Genomic DNA, 15,378 nt, shown 5'->3' with positions numbered 1-15,378 from the left:
CTGAGGCCGCCTTCCAGCCTGAACAGGTGGCCCCGCCCCGCATTTTTCTTTGTCTTGCCCCGGCGAATCAGCCACAATACGCGCCAATTCCCTTTTATCTCCGCCTGGAGCCGGCTGGCGCGTGTCTGTGCCTTGGCTCCCTGCCCCAGCAAGAACCGAACAGCACATTTATGTCCAGCAAGCAGATCCAGCAAGAAGTCGCCAAACGCCGCACCTTCGCCATCATCTCCCACCCTGATGCGGGTAAGACCACCATCACCGAGCGCCTGCTGCTGATGGGCAAGGCGATCGAGGTGGCCGGTACGGTCAAGTCGCGCAAGTCCGACCGTCATGCGACCTCCGACTGGATGGCCATGGAGAAGCAGCGCGGCATTTCGATCACTACCTCGGTAATGCAGTTTCCCTACCGGGAACGCATGATCAACCTGCTGGATACCCCCGGCCACGAAGACTTCTCGGAAGACACCTACCGCACCCTGACCGCGGTGGACAGCGCGCTGATGATGATTGACGGCGGTAAAGGGGTGGAGCCACGCACCATCGCCCTGATGAACGTCTGCCGCCTGCGCGATACCCCGATCATCAGTTTCGTCAACAAGCTTGACCGCGATATCCGCGACCCCATCGAACTGCTGGACGAGATTGAAGAGGTGCTGGACATCAAGGCCGCGCCCATTACCTGGCCGATTGGCTGCTATCGCGAGTTCAAGGGCGTCTATCATCTGACGAACGACTGTATCTACGTCTACAGCGCTGGCCACGGTCACGAACGTACCGAGGAAACCGTGATCCACGGGCTGGACAGTGACGAGGCCCGTACACTGCTTGGCGATATGTACGACGGCTTCCTGGAAGAGCTGGAACTGGTGCAGGGCGCCTGCCATCCGTTCGACCTCGAGGCGTATCTGCAGGGCAAACTGACTCCGGTGTTCTTCGGTACCGCGCTGGGCAACTTCGGCGTGAACCATGTGCTGGACGCTTTCGTTGACTGGGCCCCCGCCCCTCTGCCGCGCATGACCCAGGAGCGTGAAGTCGCCCCTGCGGAAGAGGCCTTCAGTGGCTTCGTGTTCAAGATCCAGGCCAACATGGACCCGCGTCACCGCGACCGCATCGCCTTCATGCGCGTGTGCTCCGGCAAATACCAACAGGGCATGAAGATGCGCCATGTACGCATCGGCAAGGATATCAAGATCGCCGATGCCCTGACCTTCTTCTCCAGCGACCGCGAACGTCTGGAAGAGGCCTGGGGCGGCGACATCATCGGCCTGCACAACCATGGCACCATCCAGATCGGCGACACCTTCACCGAGGGTGAGAACATCGCCTTCACCGGCATTCCGCACTTCGCCCCGGAACTGTTTCGCCGGGTACGCCTGAAGGACCCGCTCAAGTCCAAACAGCTACGCCAGGGCCTGCAGGAACTGGCCGAGGAAGGCGCCACCCAGGTGTTCTTCCCCGAGCGCAACAACGACATCATTCTCGGTGCCGTCGGTGTTCTGCAGTTCGATGTGGTCGCCAGCCGTCTGAAAGAGGAATACAAGGTCGAATGCATTTATGAGCCGATCAACGTCTGGTCGGCGCGCTGGATCGAATCAACGGACAAGAAGAAACTGGCAGAATTCCGCAGCAAGGCCATGGAGAACCTGGCCGTCGATGGCGGCGGGCATCTGACCTACCTGGCGCCGACCCGGGTCAATCTCAGCCTGACCGAAGAACGCTGGCCGGAAATCCGCTTCAACGCGACCCGCGAACATCATTGATGCCTGCCCGCACCGTTATCCGTGAAGGATGACCAGAGAGGGGTCGGCCTGTAGAGAAGGGCCGACCTGCGGAGCAGGTGTCGGTCCATGGGGGAGGAACTAGAACAGGTCGGACTGGTCCGATTGTGTGCTGCTGCCATTCTCCTGCCGCAATGCCGCTTCCTGTTTCGCCCGCAAGACCCTGGCCTTGCGTGACTGGCACAGGCGGATCACCTGGCGCTTCTGCTCGGCGGATAACTGCAGCCAGTAAAGCCGCTCTTCCCGCGAGCGCAAACAGCCCTTGCAGAAGCCTTTGCTATTGACTTCGCACACGCCGACGCATGGACTGGGTATTTCGAAAAATTCAAGCTGATTCATATTTGACCCCAGCGCAATTGCACTCTATATTGCGTTCATTCAGCTTTTCATCACTATATATTGTGTATTTCGCATACATTGATTTTGCGTCTGAATCAAGCCCTTTTTGACCCCAGGATGATCACTATGACCGATTTCCAGTCCCTCAAAGTAACCAAGCGCGATGGCCGCCAGGAACCCATTGATCTGGACAAGATCCACCGCGTCCTGGACTGGGCCGCTGAGGGCCTGGACAATGTATCGGTTTCCCAGGTCGAACTGAAATCGCAGATTCAGCTGTACGATGGCATCCGCAGCCAGGATATCCACGAGACCATCATCAAGGCCGCCGCCGACCTGATCTCCCAGGACACTCCCGACTATCAGTACATGGCCGCGCGCCTGGCGATCTTCCATCTGCGCAAGATAGCCTATGGTCAGTTCGAGCCGCCACACCTGTTCGATCACGTCACCACGCTGACGGAAATGAACCGCTATGACCAGCACATTCTGCGTGACTACAGCCGCGACGAGTTCGACGCCCTCAACGACTATATCGACCACAGCCGCGACCTGAACTTCTCCTACGCGGCGGTCAAACAGCTGGAAGGCAAGTACCTGATCCAGGACCGGGTCAGCCGCCGGGTCTATGAAAGCCCGCAGATGCTCTACATGCTGATCGGCATGTGCCTGTTCACCGACTACCCACAGGATAGCCGGCTGAGCTATATCAAGCGCTTCTACGACGCCATTTCGCTGTTCAAGATCTCCCTGCCGACGCCGATCATGTCCGGCGTGCGTTCGCCCTCGCGGCAGTTCAGCTCCTGCGTGCTGATCGAGTGCGGTGACAGCCTGGATTCGATCAACGCCACCACCTCGGCGATCGTCAAGTACGTTTCCCTGCGCGCCGGTATCGGCATCAACGCCGGTCGCATCCGCGCCGTCGGCAGCCCGATCCGCGGTGGTGAAGCCCAGCACACTGGCTGCATTCCCTTCTTCAAGCTGTTCCAGGCGGCGGTCAAGTCCTGCTCCCAGGGCGGCGTACGTGGTGGCGCGGCCACCCTGTTCTACCCCCTGTGGCACCTGGAAGTGGAATCGCTGCTGGTGCTGAAGAACAACCGCGGCGTGGAAGAGAACCGTGTGCGGCACATGGACTATGGCGTGCAGATCAACCGCACCCTGTACCAGCGCCTGATCAAGAATGGCAATATCACCCTGTTTTCGCCGCATGATGTTCCTGGTCTGTACGATGCGTTCTTCGCCGATCAGGACGAGTTCGAGCGGCTCTACGAGAAATACGAGCAGGATCCGTCGATCCGCAAGCGCAGCATGCCAGCGGTCGAACTGTTCTCGCTGATGATGCAGGAGCGCTCCAGCACCGGCCGCATCTATATCCAGAACGTCGACCACTGCAACACCCACAGTCCGTTCGACCCGAAGGTCGCTCCGGTGCGCCAGTCCAACCTGTGCCTGGAAATCGCCCTGCCGACCAGCCCGCTGCAGGGTGTCGACGATGGCAGCGGCGAAATCGCCCTGTGCACCCTGTCGGCGCTGAACCTGGGCGCGATCAACAGCCTCGAGGAGCTGGAAGAGCTGGCTGACCTGGCGGTACGCGCGCTGGACTCGCTGCTGGACTATCAGGATTACCCGATCGAAGCGGCCCGCAAGGCCTCGATGAAGCGCCGTACCCTGGGGATCGGCGTGATCAACTTCGCCAACTACCTGGCGAAGAATGGCGTGAAGTACTCCGACGGTTCGGCCAACAACCTGACCCACCGTACCTTCGAGGCCATCCAGTACTACCTGCTCAAGGCCTCCAACCAGCTGGCCCGCGAGCGCGGCGCCTGCTCCGGGTTCGATGAGACCACCTATGCCAAGGGTGTGCTGCCGATCGATACTTACAAGAAGGACCTGGATGCGGTCTGCTCCGAGCCACTGCATCTGGACTGGGAAGGGCTGCGCGCCGATATCGTCAAGGACGGCCTGCGCAACTCGACGCTGTCTTCGCTGATGCCGTCCGAGACCTCCAGCCAGATCTCCAACGCCACCAACGGCATCGAGCCGCCGCGCGGCCTGGTCACCGTCAAGCAGTCCAAGGACGGCATCCTCAAGCAGGTAGTGCCGGACTACGCGGAACTCAAGGGCGCCTACGAACTGCTGTGGCAGATGCCCGGCAACGATGGCTACCTGCAACTGGTAGGGATCATGCAGAAGTTCGTCGATCAGGCGATCTCGGCCAATACCAACTATGATCCGCAGCGCTTCGAAGGCGGTCGTGTACCGATGAAGCAGTTGCTCAAGGATCTGCTGACCGCCTACAAATTCGGTCTCAAGACCCTGTACTACCAGAACACCCGCGACGGCGCCGACGATGCGCAGAGTGACATGGCTGACGATTGCGCCGGCGGGGCGTGCAAGATCTGAAGCCCCCGCTCCCCGGCCCTCTCCCGCGAGGGGGGGAGGGAGAAAACCGGATGCCGGCCTGCCCCTTTGCGAGAGACGGCCGCAAGGGTGATCAAAGATCTGGGGAGCGCACACGCATGGCCCAGATCCAGAACATAAGCCCCTCTCCCCTCGCGGGAGAGGGGTTGGGGAGAGGGGGAAGGCCGCCAGCACCTCCCTCCCAGAACAGTAACCTCCAGCTTTCAGGTTCCCTGAGGAGCCAATGATGAAAATGAAATACAGCACTTTTTCCCAGACCGACAACAACCAGATGCGCGAACCGATGTTCCTCGGCCAGCCGGTCAACGTCGCCCGTTACGATCAGCAGAAGTATCCGATCTTCGAGAAACTGATCGAGAAGCAGTTGTCGTTCTTCTGGCGTCCGGAAGAAGTCGACGTGTCCCAGGACCGCATCGACTTCCGCAACCTGCCCGACCATGAAAAACATATCTTTCTCGGCAACCTGAAATACCAGACGCTGCTGGATTCGATCCAGGGTCGTAGCCCGAACGTGGCCTTCCTGCCGCTGGTATCCATCCCCGAGCTGGAAACCTGGATCGAGACCTGGTCGTTTTCCGAGACCATCCACAGCCGCTCGTACACCCACATCATCCGCAATATCGTCAATGATCCCGCGGTGGTGTTCGACGATATCGTGCGCAACCGCCACATCATCGAGCGGGCCGGCGACATCTCCAACTACTACGATGAGCTGATCCAGTACAGCAACCTGTACAACCAGTTCGGCGAGGGCACTCATCAGCTCAATGGCCGCAGCGTGACCATCGAGCGCTTCGAGCTGAAGAAGAAGCTGTACATGTGCATGATGTCGGTCAACGTGCTGGAGGCGATCCGCTTCTATGTCAGCTTCGCCTGTTCCTTCGCCTTCGCCGAGCGCCGACTGATGGAGGGCAATGCCAAGATCATCCGCCTGATCGCCCGCGATGAAGCGCTGCATCTGACCGGTACCCAGCATATCCTCAACATCATGCAGGAAGGCGTGGATGACCCGGAAATGGCCGAGGTCGCCCAGGCCTGCCATGAGCAGTGTATCGAACTGTTCCGCCATGCCGCCGAGCAGGAGAAGCAGTGGGCCGAGTACCTGTTCAAGGACGGCTCCATGATCGGACTGAACTACAGCATCCTCAGCCAGTACGTGGAATACATCACCAACCTGCGGATGAGTGCGGTCGGTCTGGAACCGATCTTCCCCAAGTCCACGCAGAACCCGATCCCATGGATCAATGCCTGGCTGGTCTCGGATAACGTGCAGGTGGCGCCCCAGGAAGTGGAGGTCAGCTCCTATCTGGTTGGCCAGATCGACTCCGAGGTGTCGGTAGAGGATCTGGGCGAGTTCGAGCTGTAGGCGTGCAGGTATTCACCCGCGATACCTTCTTCGAACTGGGCGAGGACGAGAGCCTGCTGGAGGGCCTGGAGCGTACCGGTCATCATGTCGAGTACCAGTGCCGCAGTGGCTATTGCGGCGCCTGCCGGGTCAAACTCAAGGTCGGCAGCGTGGTCTACCCGAAACCGCCACTGGCCTTCCTCAAGCGGGATGAGATCCTGCCCTGTTGCTGCCGGCCGGCGGAGCCGATCGTCATCAACGTACCGCTGAAAAGCAAAATGTGAGGCCAGCCGATGTTCGCAATACAGCCCATGGACGCAGAGCAGTACCGCCAGCAGACCCGGCGCAGCACGCTGATCCTGTGCCTCGTCCTGGCAGCGTTGTGCATCTCGCTGGCTACCCTGTCCGTGGCGATGTTCGGCGAACCCGGCGGTAACAACTTCCGCTGGAACGTCGGCGGCGTGATCGCCGGACTGCTGCTGACCATCGCCCTGGTACGCCTGTATCTGTGGCAGCAGCCGTGGATGGCACCGGCGGTCTACGGCTTTCTACTCAAGCGCAATCTGATGAAGGTGACCAATATCCTGCATCAGGTCGATGCCGGCGTAGCCGCCAGGGATGCAACCGCCATGCAGGTGCTGCGCTTCTACCATCTGGGTCTGCTGCAGATGCATCAGCTCGACGGCAACACCAGCGCCATCAACGACCTGGTCAAGCAGATGGACCAGCACCGCGAGCAGATGCTGGCCGAGGGGCTGGACCCGGAACAGCACCAGCTGGACCCGGCCTGGCTCGCAAGCATCAGCGAACGCTGGCGCGACAGCAAAGGTCGGTGACCGCCGCGGCCCGCCGGCAAGCAGTTTGAACCAATAGCGCGGCTACCGGACCAAATCTCTGAAGCCTCTTGCCCGGAGATGCCCCATGCCACTCACCGCCCTGGCCCTGAACTGCACGCTGAAACCCTCCCCCGCCGACTCCTCCTGCGAGCTGCTGCGCATGGCATCCACCCCGGACAAGGTGGTCCAGACCACCCAGGTGCTGGCGCTCAATTGCGTGCATCTGGCCAGGTTGCTGCAGCAGCACCCCTATCCCGCGCAGGAATAACGAGCCGCTGCCCGGCGGCTCATCGGTGGGTGGCGCGCTCAGTTACCGGCGCGACGCAGTGCCTGGGGTGAGAAGTCCCGTGGCGACATTTCGTAGCTGAAGTCATACATCGGCTCGTTGTTGTCCAGGCCGTCGACGAAATAGTTGCCGGTTTTCAGGTGATACAGGGTTTCCAGGGTACTGTTGAACATCGGTAGCTCGTAGTAGCTGATCGGATGACTTTCCTGCAGGCCGACCAGCTCATCCCTGGCATTGCGCAGGTCCACCGCCAGGATCTGCCAGCTGTCCTCGTCGATATAGAAACGCCGGGTGTGATAGGGATGAGAGTAGCCGGTACGCAGCTTGGCCTCCACGATCCATACCCGGTGCAACTCATAGCGCAGCAACTCGGGGTTGAGCGTCTTCGCCAGCACGATCCGGTCGTAATCGATGCCCTGCTGATGCACCGCATAGCTGTTGTAGGGCACCAGCATTTCCTGCTTGCCGATCAACGTCCACTCATACCGGTCCGGTGCGCCGTTGTAGGAATCCACCACGTCGGCAGTCGCCAGGCCGCTGGTGTCGGGCTGGATCGAATCATAGGCCAGCGAAGGCAGCCGGCGGACCCGCCGATCGCTCGGGCTGTAGCGCCACGCGCGACGGGTGGTCAGCACCTGATCCAGCGGATCCTGCACCACCAGCGAGGTACCGGACAGCTTGGCCGGCGCAGTTACCTGATAGCGGTAGTACAGCAGGGTGTTGTCCATCTGCTCAGGGGTCATGCCCTCGCGATTGTAGATGTAGTAGATATAGCGATCACGCTTGATCAGGTTGCTCCTGCCATTGATCACCACCGCCTGGTTGTTGATGAAGTGGTTCTGCTCACCCTTGTAATGCAGGATATGGTTCCAGATGATCTCCATACCGTTCTGCGGGATCGGGAAAGGGATCCCGGCCACCGCGCCGGCGACGCCGTTGCCATTGGCGATCAGCTCGGCATGTTCGGCATTGGCACGGGTGGCGTCATAGATGCGCTGCGGTGCTGCGGCACTGCGGTGGGTCGGATAGATCTGCAGGTAATACTCGGGATTGCGTTCCAGCAGGTCGGCCAGGCCGGCTGGCAGCAGTTGACGGTGCGGGTCCAGGTCGGCGCTATCGACGCGATAGAGCATCGCATCGTCGGCAAAGGGATCGGGATGATGCATCCCCGGCTGATAGTGGGCTGGTGGTTTCACGCCACCGGTCCATTCCGGGATGGTGCCTGCGGCGTTACCGGCACGCTCGGCCCCCAGCGGAGTCAGGTCGGCTCCCAGACGGGCCGCCTGCGCAGGATCGACCTTGGCCTGGACCTGGCACGCCATAGCGACCATCAATACAACCCCAAACTTCCTGTACATGCACAACTCCTTGTGAGCGATTACCTACTACCCACCGGCAAGGCCGACCGGTAATCAGATTAGCGGTAAAAGTGTCAAAATCCCGGAATTGTAGCGCGAAAATCCGGCCGCTCCCCATCCCGCTACAAAATGACACAGTCCAGTGGGACTTCGATGGCACATGCCTTCGTGCCTGAGGCATCATTGCGCATGACATGACACCTTTCAGCTCAATGGGAAAACAACAGCATGGCCTACTGGCTGGTGAAGACCGAACCTTCCGAATGCGGCATCGAGGATTTTGCCCGGGCCCCGGATACCCCGATTCGCTGGGATGGCGTGCGCAACTTCCAGGCGCGCAACTTTCTCATGCAGATGGCAGTCGACGATCTGGTGCTGATCTACCATTCCAGCTGCCACCATATCGGCATCGCCGGGATCGCGCGGGTCAGCGCCAGCGCTTATGCCGATCCGAGCCAGTTCGATCCCAACTCGCCTTATTTCGACGCCCGCAGCAACCACGAGAAGCCGCGCTGGCAGGCGGTCGACCTGATCTTCGAACGCCAGTTCCCGCGGTTGCTGCCGCTGGATGAGATCAAGGCGCTGGCGGGCCTGGAGGGCCTGGCGCTGGTGCAGCGCGGCAGCCGACTGTCGGTGATGCCGGTGAGCGCCGAGCAGTGGCGCATCCTGCTTGAACAAGCCGGCTGAACGCTACCGCCACGCTTGCAGTCAAGCCTGTCGCTGACGATGCTAGGGTCATGAATATCTATATCGATACCCATACTCACCTGGATTTCTCCGACTTCGACATCGACCGCGAAGCGGTGCTGGATGACAGCTACCGCCTCGGTGTGCGGCGCCTGCTGCTGATGGGCGTGAGCCAGGATAACTGGGATCGCCTGTGGGGCCTGGTGGAGAACGATCCGCGGCTGTATGCCGCCTTCGGCCTGCATCCGGTATTTCTCGACCAGCATCGCACAGAGGATCTGGCGCTTCTGCGCGAACGCCTGCAACGACACGCCGGGGACCCGCGCTGCTGCGCCGTGGGCGAGTTCGGCCTCGACTATTTCATCGACGAGCCGGACCGCGAGCGCCAGCAGCAACTGTTCGAGGCGCAGTTGCAGATCGCCGCCGATGTCGAGCTGCCGGTGCTGCTGCATGTACGCCGCGCCCATGCGCCGGTGGTGGCCGCACTGAAACGCTACAAGTTGCGTCGCGGCGGCATCATCCACGCCTTTTCCGGCAGCGCCGAGGAAGCCCACGAGTACATCCGGCTGGGCTTCAAGCTGGGCCTGGGCGGGGCCGCCACCTGGCCCCAGGCCAAGCGCATGCACCGGGTCATTGCCCAACTGCCAGCCAGCGCGCTGGTACTGGAGACCGACAGCCCGGACATGGCACCAGCATTCCGTCCCTACCAGCGCAACAGTCCGCAGAACCTGCCGCAGATCTGCGCCCAGCTCGCCGAACTGCGCGGCGAGACGGCCGAGCAACTGGCCCGCCAGTGCCTGCATAACACCTGTGAATTGTTCGACTGGTCCGTGACGGCGGTGTCCTGAAGACCAGGGTCTGGTACAGTCAAGATATCGAATAAGCGCCTTCGCAAGGAGACTCCATGCCGCTGGGCATCATCCTGTTGCTGATCTGGCTGATATTGCTGGTGCGCTTTCCCCGCATCATGCTGCCGGCCAGTGGCGTCATTGTCGCCATCACCCTGCTGCTGGCAGCGGGTGTCGGCATCTGGCAGTGGCAACATGACAAGCAGGTACGGCAACTGGAGATCAGTGTGCGCTATGCGCCCGAACAGTGCGATTTCGGCAAGCCACTGCAAGTCACTATCCACAATGCCAGCCAGCGCACCGCCAGCAATATCAGTTGGCAATTGCGGGCGGTGCAGCCCGGCTACAATACCAACCTGCTGGATACCAACGTCGCCGACAGCAGCTACCAGCTCGGCCAGCCGCTGCCTGCCGCCGGACAGTGGCAGCAGTGCTACAGCGTGCCGCGCCTGCGCAGCGGCTATCGCGCCGGGGACCTGCAGTACCATGCCGACCGGGTACGTGCCGAGTTCCACGATTGAATCGACCATTACAACAAGGATAAAAGGATCACTTCATGAGCAACCCCGTCGCACTGATCACCGGCTGCTCCAGCGGCATCGGCCAGGCTCTGGCCCAGGTCTGCCTGGATGAGGGCTACACCGTCTATGCCACTGCCCGCAACCCCGACACCCTGGCCCCGCTGACGGCCCGAGGGGCCATCGCCGTGACGCTGGATGTCAACGATGCCGGGCAGGTAGCCGCCTGCAGTGAGCGCCTGCGCCAGGAAGCCGGGCGCCTTGACCTGCTGGTGAACAATGCCGGCTACGGCGCCATGGGCCCGGTACTGGATGCCGACCGTGACACCCTGCTCCGGCAGTTCAACACCAACGTCTTCGCTCCCCTGGAGCTGGTTCGCGCCAATGCCGAGCTGCTGCGGGAAAGTCGGGGCCTGATCGTCAATATCGGTAGCGTTTCCGGGGTCACCACCACGCCCTTTTCCGGGGTGTACTGTGCTTCCAAGGCGGCGCTGCATGCGCTGTCCGATGCCCTGCGCCTGGAACTGGCACCCTTCGAAATCGGCGTACTGACCGTACAGCCGGGTGCCATCGCCTCGGACTTCGGCAACAATGCCAGCGCCGCCATCACCATGGGCGAGGCTTCCTGGTTCAAGCCCTGGGAAAAAGCCGTGCAGGCCCGCGCCCGTGCTTCGCAAAAGGCCAGTTCCACCTCGGCGCGGGATTTCGCCGTGGAGCTGATGGGCTATATCAAGAACCCGCTGCGCCCGGAAACCGCACTGATCGGCGCAGGCGCCCGCAGCATGGTGCGGCTGAAGCGCTGGCTACCGGCCTCGGTACTGGATAGCCGCCTGCGCAAGCGCTTCGGGCTGGATCGCAGGCTCACCTGACCTGCATGGTCGAGGCGAAGGACCCACCGGCGCCAACCACGACGCCGGGCCTCAAACACCGAAACATTTTAAGACTGGCGACCGGCGCCGAGGTTTGGCACTATCGCCCGACTTTCAATTCTGGAGAGACCTGCCCATGCGCTGGCTGTTACCCCTTTTTACCGTATTTCTGATGGTCGGCCTGACCGTTCCCGATGCCGAAGCACGACGCATGGGCGGCGGCAAGAGCTTCGGCGCTGCCCCGATGCACAAGAGTCAGCCAGCCCAGCGCCAGCAAACTCCGCAACAACAGGCCACGCCGCGCAACCAGCAGCAGAACCCGGCCGCCACCTCCGGCGCCAGCCGCTGGCTCGGCCCGCTGGCCGGCATCGCCGCCGGTGGCCTGCTGGCCTCCATGCTGTTCGGTGATGGTTTCCAGGGGCTGCAGCTGTTCGACATCCTGATCTTCGGCCTGATCGCCTTCGTGCTGTTCAAGCTGTTCTCCCGCCGCAACGCACCGGCCATGCAGCGCCAGCCGCACCCCGCCGGCGGGCCAAACGACTACCAGCAGGGCCCGCAAAGCTGGCCGCAGCAGGGTGGTGCAGCGGCGCAACCGGTAGCGCAACCAATGACCATGGACGCGCCGGCATGGTTCGATGCCGACAGCTTCCTCAAGGGTGCCGAAGAGCATTTCTTCACCCTGCAGCGCCACTGGCGTGACGGTGACAGCGCCGGCATGGCCGAATACCTCGATCCGGCGTTACTGCAACAGATGCTGGCAGCCCGCGCCGAAGCGCCGCCGAGCAGCAATGGTTTTGTCGAAGAACTGGAAGCGCGCCTGGAAGGCATCGAGCAGCGTGATGGCCGGACCATCGCCACCGTTGGTTTCACCGGTCTGGACCGCGAATTCCCACAGGACGAAGGCGAACGTTTCGATGAAAGCTGGCGCCTGGAGCGTGCCGACGGCGAGAACCAGCCGTGGGTGATCTGCGGCATCCGTCAGAACTGAGCGAGAACCTCAAACAATGGCAGGCCGGGTTCCATCCCGGCCACCGGTGATTCCCGCCACTGCGCTGGTCGAGATGGAACTCGACGGGGTCGCCATCGACCTTCCCTGGGCCAGTGCCAGCTGGCACCCGGGAACCAACACCAGCTCGCTGAAAGGCAGGGCTTTCTGCCTGCTGCGGTGAACCTAGCGCCGTACCGGGCGCTTCTGCAGCTTGCGCTGCAGCGTTCGGCGATGCATGCCCAGCGCCCGGGCCGTCGCTGAAATATTCCCATCATGCTCGGCCAGCACCCGCTGGATGTGCTCCCACTGCAAGCGGTCCACCGACATCGGATGCTCGGGCACCAGGCTTTCCGGGTCGGCCTGGTCCGACAGCAGTGCGGTCAGCACATCGTCGGCGTCCGCCGGTTTGCACAGATAGTTGCAGGCGCCGCGCTTGATCGCCTCCACCGCGGTGGTGATGCTGGAGTAGCCGGTCAGAATGACCACACGCAGATCCGGATACAGCTCCAGCAGACGTGGCAGCAGTACCAGGCCCGAATCACCTTCCATTTTCAGGTCCAGCACGGCGTAGTCGGGCCGTCTCTGGCGCGCCACGGCCATCGCCTCTTCCGCCCCACCGGCGGTATCCACCTGCAGGCCACGGCGGGTCAGCGCGCGGGCCATGACCCGGGTGAAAGTCGGGTCGTCGTCCACCAGCAACAGCAGCGGCTGTTCTTCCGGATTGATTTCTTCAGTCATGCCTGATCCTCGGTTGCTATCGGCAAGATTACCTCTGTCAGTGTTCCCCCGCCATCCTGGTTGAACAGTTTCACGCTGCCGCCGATACGCTCGACCGCCGCCTGGCTGAGAAACAGCCCCAACCCGAAACCCTTCTTGCCCTTGGTGGTGACGAAGGCGGTGCCCAACTGCTCAGCGATGTGCAACGGTACACCAGGGCCGTAGTCACGGATGCACAGGCGCAGCCGCTGGGCATTCCATTCCAGCGTGATACCGATGTTGTCGGGGCAAGCATCAGCAGCGTTGTTCAGCAGGTTGAGGATCGATTGCCCCAACTCGGGACTGTCCTTGAGCTGCGGTACAGGGCCGACCGGCAGCGGCTTGAGCTGCCAGGAGGCCTCGGGACGCATCAGTTGCCAGCGCTCCAGCAGGCCCTTGAGCCAGAGGTCGGCGGCCTGGTTGCTGTGCGGCTGGTTACGGTTGAATTCGGCACTGCGCACCATCTGCTGCAGGCTGGCCTTGCATTGACGCACCTGCTCCTGCAGCAGCTCGAGGTCCTCCTGGATCTGCGGATCAGTGTAATCCGAGCGCAAATCCTTGAGCAGCACGCTCATGGTCGACAGCGGCGTGGATAACTCATGGGCGGCACCGGCGGCAACGCTGGCGATGCCCAGCAACTGGGAATCACGCAGGCTCTGTTCACGGCGCTCGGCCAGTCGCTCGGCATGCTTGCGCAGGGCCTCGGCCATATGCACCACGAACAGGCTGATCAGACCGGCACTCATGGCGAAGTTCAACCACATGCCGATGACACGGATATTGATCTGGCTGTCGCGCATCGGCATCTCGAACAGCGGCAAGGGGTGATACCAGAACAGCAGCAGGCTGTAGGCAACCATCGCCACGCTGGCGAGTATGGCGGTAAAGACCCATGACAGGGTCGCCGCGGCAATCGTCAGTGGCACCAGGAAGTAGGAGGCGAAGGGGTTGGTCGGACCGCCAGCGTAGTACAGCAGCACGCTGTGCACCAGGATGTCGAACAGCAGTTGCATGCCGTATTCGATCTCGGTCACTGGCCAGCCACGCGACAGGCGCAGCAGCGACAGCAGGCTGACGCCGGCGGAGATGCCCAGGGTCAGCAGCAACGGCGTCCATTCCAGGGCGAACCAGCCGCTGTACCAGGCACCCAGTACCGATATGGCCTGGGCCATCAACACCAGCAGGCGAATGAAGATCAGCCGCCAGAGATTCTGCCGGGTCGGCGAAAGCGCCAGGGCATTGAGGTTCATCAATAGTCGCTGCGACAAAAGTTCGCTCCAGTATAGAATCGACCGCTATCAGCCTTCATGTGGCATAGCGTCGCATAAATGCGGGAATGATGGCAGAGGGGAACCGCCATGCCCCGCAGGGGTCTCAGGGTCTTGGGGGTATGACCCCCGGTTATGCCACAAGGAGAATTGCATGCGTTCATTTCTGATATTGCCGCTGGTGGCGAGCCTGGCCTTCGCCGGGCAGGCGCTGGCCGAGCCGTTGAACTACAACCAGGTATCACTGCGTGCCGAGGTGCAGCAGGCGGTCAACAACGACACCCTGACCGTCACCCTGTTCACCGAGGAGCAGGACACCGACCCGGCCAAGCTGGCCAACCGCATCACCGCTACCCTGAACAAGGGGCTGGAAACCGCACGACAGAACAGCAGCGTCAAGGTCAGCAGCGGCAACCGCTACAGCCAGCCGGTGTATGACGAGAAGCGGCAGAACATCGTCGCCTGGCGCGAGCGTGGGGAGATCCGCCTGGAAGGCACCGACTTCGCCCAGGTGTCCAGCGTCACTGGTGAACTGCTCGGTGCCCTGAGCCTGGAGAGCATGCAATTCAGCCTGTCGCCAAGCAGCCGCAGCCAGACCGAGGACGGCCTGATCAAGCAGGCCATCGAAGCCTTCAGAAGCCGCGCTGACATTGCTACCCAGGGCCTGGGCGGCAACGGCTACAGGATCGTGCAGCTGAATCTCAATACCCAATTCATGCAACCGCGCCCCTACCTGCGCAGCAACAAGGTGATGGCCATGGCCGCGGATATGGAGATGGCTACTCCCGCCGTGGAAGGCGGTGAGGCCGATGTCACCGTCAGCGCCGATGGCGTGATCGAGGTGCAGGTACCCTGAGTCAGGGTCGCATGAACGGATAATCCTCATCCTCGTCGAGGTTCTCGGCGAGGAAACCCAGCTCATGGGCGATATCAGCCGGACTGCGGCCACGCTTGTACACCGCGATCACCTCGGCCATCAACGCCCGGGCCATCTCCTGCTCGCCATAGCCTGCTTCGGCCGCCTGCGCCAACGCCTGCTGCATGACCGTACCTGCCAGCTTGTATATCGACATCACCTGCT

The 15,378-nt window shown here is 61.8% G+C and carries 18 protein-coding genes; 13 read left to right on the top strand and 5 right to left on the bottom strand.

Translation table 11 applies throughout. The features are described 5' to 3' along the window. Positions 1-170 precede the first annotated feature (170 nt). A complete protein-coding gene (locus CQ007_RS00665; protein ID WP_105642990.1) occupies positions 171-1,760 on the top strand; it encodes a peptide chain release factor 3 in 1,590 nt (529 codons plus the stop codon). 99 nt (positions 1,761-1,859) lie between these two features. Here the strand turns inward: CQ007_RS00665 and CQ007_RS19315 are convergent, their stop codons facing one another. Further along, the gene (locus tag CQ007_RS19315) at positions 1,860-2,117 is read right to left on the bottom strand and encodes a DUF1289 domain-containing protein (protein ID WP_105642989.1); all 258 of its coding nucleotides are present in this window, start codon (positions 2,115-2,117) and stop codon (positions 1,860-1,862) included. A 126-nt stretch (positions 2,118-2,243) separates the two neighbouring features. Between CQ007_RS19315 and nrdA the strand changes: the two genes are divergently transcribed. From nrdA to CQ007_RS00635, 5 genes are all read left to right on the top strand, one after another. Then, a complete protein-coding gene (gene nrdA, locus CQ007_RS00655) occupies positions 2,244-4,520 on the top strand; it encodes a class 1a ribonucleoside-diphosphate reductase subunit alpha (RefSeq protein WP_105642988.1) in 2,277 nt (758 codons plus the stop codon). A gap of 244 nt (positions 4,521-4,764) precedes the next feature. Next, entirely contained in the window at positions 4,765-5,904 is a 1,140-nt protein-coding gene (gene nrdB, locus CQ007_RS00650; RefSeq protein WP_256582153.1) for a class Ia ribonucleoside-diphosphate reductase subunit beta, read from the top strand. A gap of 2 nt (positions 5,905-5,906) precedes the next feature. Then, a complete protein-coding gene (gene yfaE, locus CQ007_RS00645) occupies positions 5,907-6,167 on the top strand; it encodes a class I ribonucleotide reductase maintenance protein YfaE (protein WP_105642987.1) in 261 nt (86 codons plus the stop codon). 9 nt (positions 6,168-6,176) lie between these two features. Further along, entirely contained in the window at positions 6,177-6,719 is a 543-nt protein-coding gene (locus tag CQ007_RS00640; protein ID WP_105642986.1) for a DUF3087 domain-containing protein, read from the top strand. An 85-nt stretch (positions 6,720-6,804) separates the two neighbouring features. Next, positions 6,805-6,987: a hypothetical protein gene (locus CQ007_RS00635; RefSeq protein WP_105642985.1), complete on the top strand. Its 183-nt coding sequence runs from the start codon at positions 6,805-6,807 to the stop codon at positions 6,985-6,987. Between the two features lie 38 nt (positions 6,988-7,025). Here the strand turns inward: CQ007_RS00635 and CQ007_RS00630 are convergent, their stop codons facing one another. Next, on the bottom strand, positions 7,026-8,363 hold the full coding sequence (locus CQ007_RS00630; protein WP_105642984.1) for a DUF1329 domain-containing protein: 1,338 nt from the start codon (positions 8,361-8,363) through the stop codon (positions 7,026-7,028). Between the two features lie 228 nt (positions 8,364-8,591). On the opposite strand from CQ007_RS00630, the gene CQ007_RS00625 reads away from it, so the two are divergent. The 6 genes from CQ007_RS00625 (at position 8,592) to CQ007_RS18885 (ending at position 12,454) form a co-directional block, all read left to right on the top strand. Continuing rightward, the gene (locus CQ007_RS00625; protein ID WP_105642983.1) at positions 8,592-9,050 is read left to right on the top strand and encodes an EVE domain-containing protein; all 459 of its coding nucleotides are present in this window, start codon (positions 8,592-8,594) and stop codon (positions 9,048-9,050) included. A 50-nt stretch (positions 9,051-9,100) separates the two neighbouring features. After that, a complete protein-coding gene (locus CQ007_RS00620; protein ID WP_105642982.1) occupies positions 9,101-9,898 on the top strand; it encodes a TatD family hydrolase in 798 nt (265 codons plus the stop codon). Between the two features lie 56 nt (positions 9,899-9,954). Next, positions 9,955-10,419: a hypothetical protein gene (locus CQ007_RS00615; RefSeq protein ID WP_105642981.1), complete on the top strand. Its 465-nt coding sequence runs from the start codon at positions 9,955-9,957 to the stop codon at positions 10,417-10,419. 35 nt (positions 10,420-10,454) lie between these two features. Continuing rightward, entirely contained in the window at positions 10,455-11,285 is an 831-nt protein-coding gene (locus tag CQ007_RS00610) for an SDR family oxidoreductase (protein ID WP_105642980.1), read from the top strand. 136 nt (positions 11,286-11,421) lie between these two features. Then, entirely contained in the window at positions 11,422-12,273 is an 852-nt protein-coding gene (locus CQ007_RS00605; protein ID WP_105642979.1) for a Tim44 domain-containing protein, read from the top strand. Between the two features lie 16 nt (positions 12,274-12,289). Continuing rightward, positions 12,290-12,454 (top strand): hypothetical protein, encoded by a 165-nt coding sequence (locus CQ007_RS18885; RefSeq protein WP_158256691.1) that lies wholly within the window; start codon positions 12,290-12,292, stop codon positions 12,452-12,454. Between the two features lie 2 nt (positions 12,455-12,456). Here CQ007_RS18885 and CQ007_RS00600 read toward each other — a convergent pair whose 3' ends face one another. Continuing rightward, a complete protein-coding gene (locus tag CQ007_RS00600) occupies positions 12,457-13,011 on the bottom strand; it encodes a response regulator transcription factor (RefSeq protein WP_105642978.1) in 555 nt (184 codons plus the stop codon). Then, positions 13,008-14,279 (bottom strand): ATP-binding protein, encoded by a 1,272-nt coding sequence (locus CQ007_RS00595; RefSeq protein WP_105642977.1) that lies wholly within the window; start codon positions 14,277-14,279, stop codon positions 13,008-13,010. Before CQ007_RS00595 ends, CQ007_RS00600 begins: the two co-directional genes overlap by 4 nt. Before the next feature lie 172 nt (positions 14,280-14,451). On the opposite strand from CQ007_RS00595, the gene CQ007_RS00590 reads away from it, so the two are divergent. Beyond that, a complete protein-coding gene (locus tag CQ007_RS00590; RefSeq protein WP_105642976.1) occupies positions 14,452-15,153 on the top strand; it encodes an SIMPL domain-containing protein in 702 nt (233 codons plus the stop codon). Position 15,154: 1 nt separating this feature from the next. Here CQ007_RS00590 and CQ007_RS00585 read toward each other — a convergent pair whose 3' ends face one another. Next, positions 15,155-15,370: a hypothetical protein gene (locus CQ007_RS00585; protein WP_105642975.1), complete on the bottom strand. Its 216-nt coding sequence runs from the start codon at positions 15,368-15,370 to the stop codon at positions 15,155-15,157. Between the last annotated feature and the right edge of the window lie 8 nt (positions 15,371-15,378).

Origin of the sequence: Pseudomonas sp. MYb185 (assembly GCF_002979975.1) — a bacterium.
Lineage (GTDB): Bacteria > Pseudomonadota > Gammaproteobacteria > Pseudomonadales > Pseudomonadaceae > Halopseudomonas.
The sequence above is the reverse complement of the archived record's forward strand: the minus strand, read 5'-3'. Positions and strand labels throughout refer to the sequence as shown.

What these genes read in the sequence shown, in the direction of transcription:
- CQ007_RS00630 (WP_105642984.1), bottom strand. Translation starts at nt 8,363, where the DNA reads ATGTACAGGAAGTTTGGGGTTGTATTGATGGTCGCTATGGCGTGCCAG.
- CQ007_RS00600 (WP_105642978.1), bottom strand. Translation starts at nt 13,011, where the DNA reads ATGACTGAAGAAATCAATCCGGAAGAACAGCCGCTGCTGTTGCTGGTG.
- CQ007_RS00665 (WP_105642990.1), top strand. Translation starts at nt 171, where the DNA reads ATGTCCAGCAAGCAGATCCAGCAAGAAGTCGCCAAACGCCGCACCTTC.
- CQ007_RS19315 (WP_105642989.1), bottom strand. Translation starts at nt 2,117, where the DNA reads ATGAATCAGCTTGAATTTTTCGAAATACCCAGTCCATGCGTCGGCGTG.
- nrdB (WP_256582153.1), top strand. Translation starts at nt 4,765, where the DNA reads ATGAAAATGAAATACAGCACTTTTTCCCAGACCGACAACAACCAGATG.
- CQ007_RS00605 (WP_105642979.1), top strand. Translation starts at nt 11,422, where the DNA reads ATGCGCTGGCTGTTACCCCTTTTTACCGTATTTCTGATGGTCGGCCTG.
- CQ007_RS00620 (WP_105642982.1), top strand. Translation starts at nt 9,101, where the DNA reads ATGAATATCTATATCGATACCCATACTCACCTGGATTTCTCCGACTTC.
- CQ007_RS00635 (WP_105642985.1), top strand. Translation starts at nt 6,805, where the DNA reads ATGCCACTCACCGCCCTGGCCCTGAACTGCACGCTGAAACCCTCCCCC.
- CQ007_RS00610 (WP_105642980.1), top strand. Translation starts at nt 10,455, where the DNA reads ATGAGCAACCCCGTCGCACTGATCACCGGCTGCTCCAGCGGCATCGGC.
- CQ007_RS00625 (WP_105642983.1), top strand. Translation starts at nt 8,592, where the DNA reads ATGGCCTACTGGCTGGTGAAGACCGAACCTTCCGAATGCGGCATCGAG.
- CQ007_RS00615 (WP_105642981.1), top strand. Translation starts at nt 9,955, where the DNA reads ATGCCGCTGGGCATCATCCTGTTGCTGATCTGGCTGATATTGCTGGTG.
- CQ007_RS00590 (WP_105642976.1), top strand. Translation starts at nt 14,452, where the DNA reads ATGCGTTCATTTCTGATATTGCCGCTGGTGGCGAGCCTGGCCTTCGCC.
- CQ007_RS00640 (WP_105642986.1), top strand. Translation starts at nt 6,177, where the DNA reads ATGTTCGCAATACAGCCCATGGACGCAGAGCAGTACCGCCAGCAGACC.
- CQ007_RS00585 (WP_105642975.1), bottom strand. Translation starts at nt 15,370, where the DNA reads ATGTCGATATACAAGCTGGCAGGTACGGTCATGCAGCAGGCGTTGGCG.
- CQ007_RS18885 (WP_158256691.1), top strand. Translation starts at nt 12,290, where the DNA reads ATGGCAGGCCGGGTTCCATCCCGGCCACCGGTGATTCCCGCCACTGCG.
- CQ007_RS00595 (WP_105642977.1), bottom strand. Translation starts at nt 14,279, where the DNA reads ATGAACCTCAATGCCCTGGCGCTTTCGCCGACCCGGCAGAATCTCTGG.
- nrdA (WP_105642988.1), top strand. Translation starts at nt 2,244, where the DNA reads ATGACCGATTTCCAGTCCCTCAAAGTAACCAAGCGCGATGGCCGCCAG.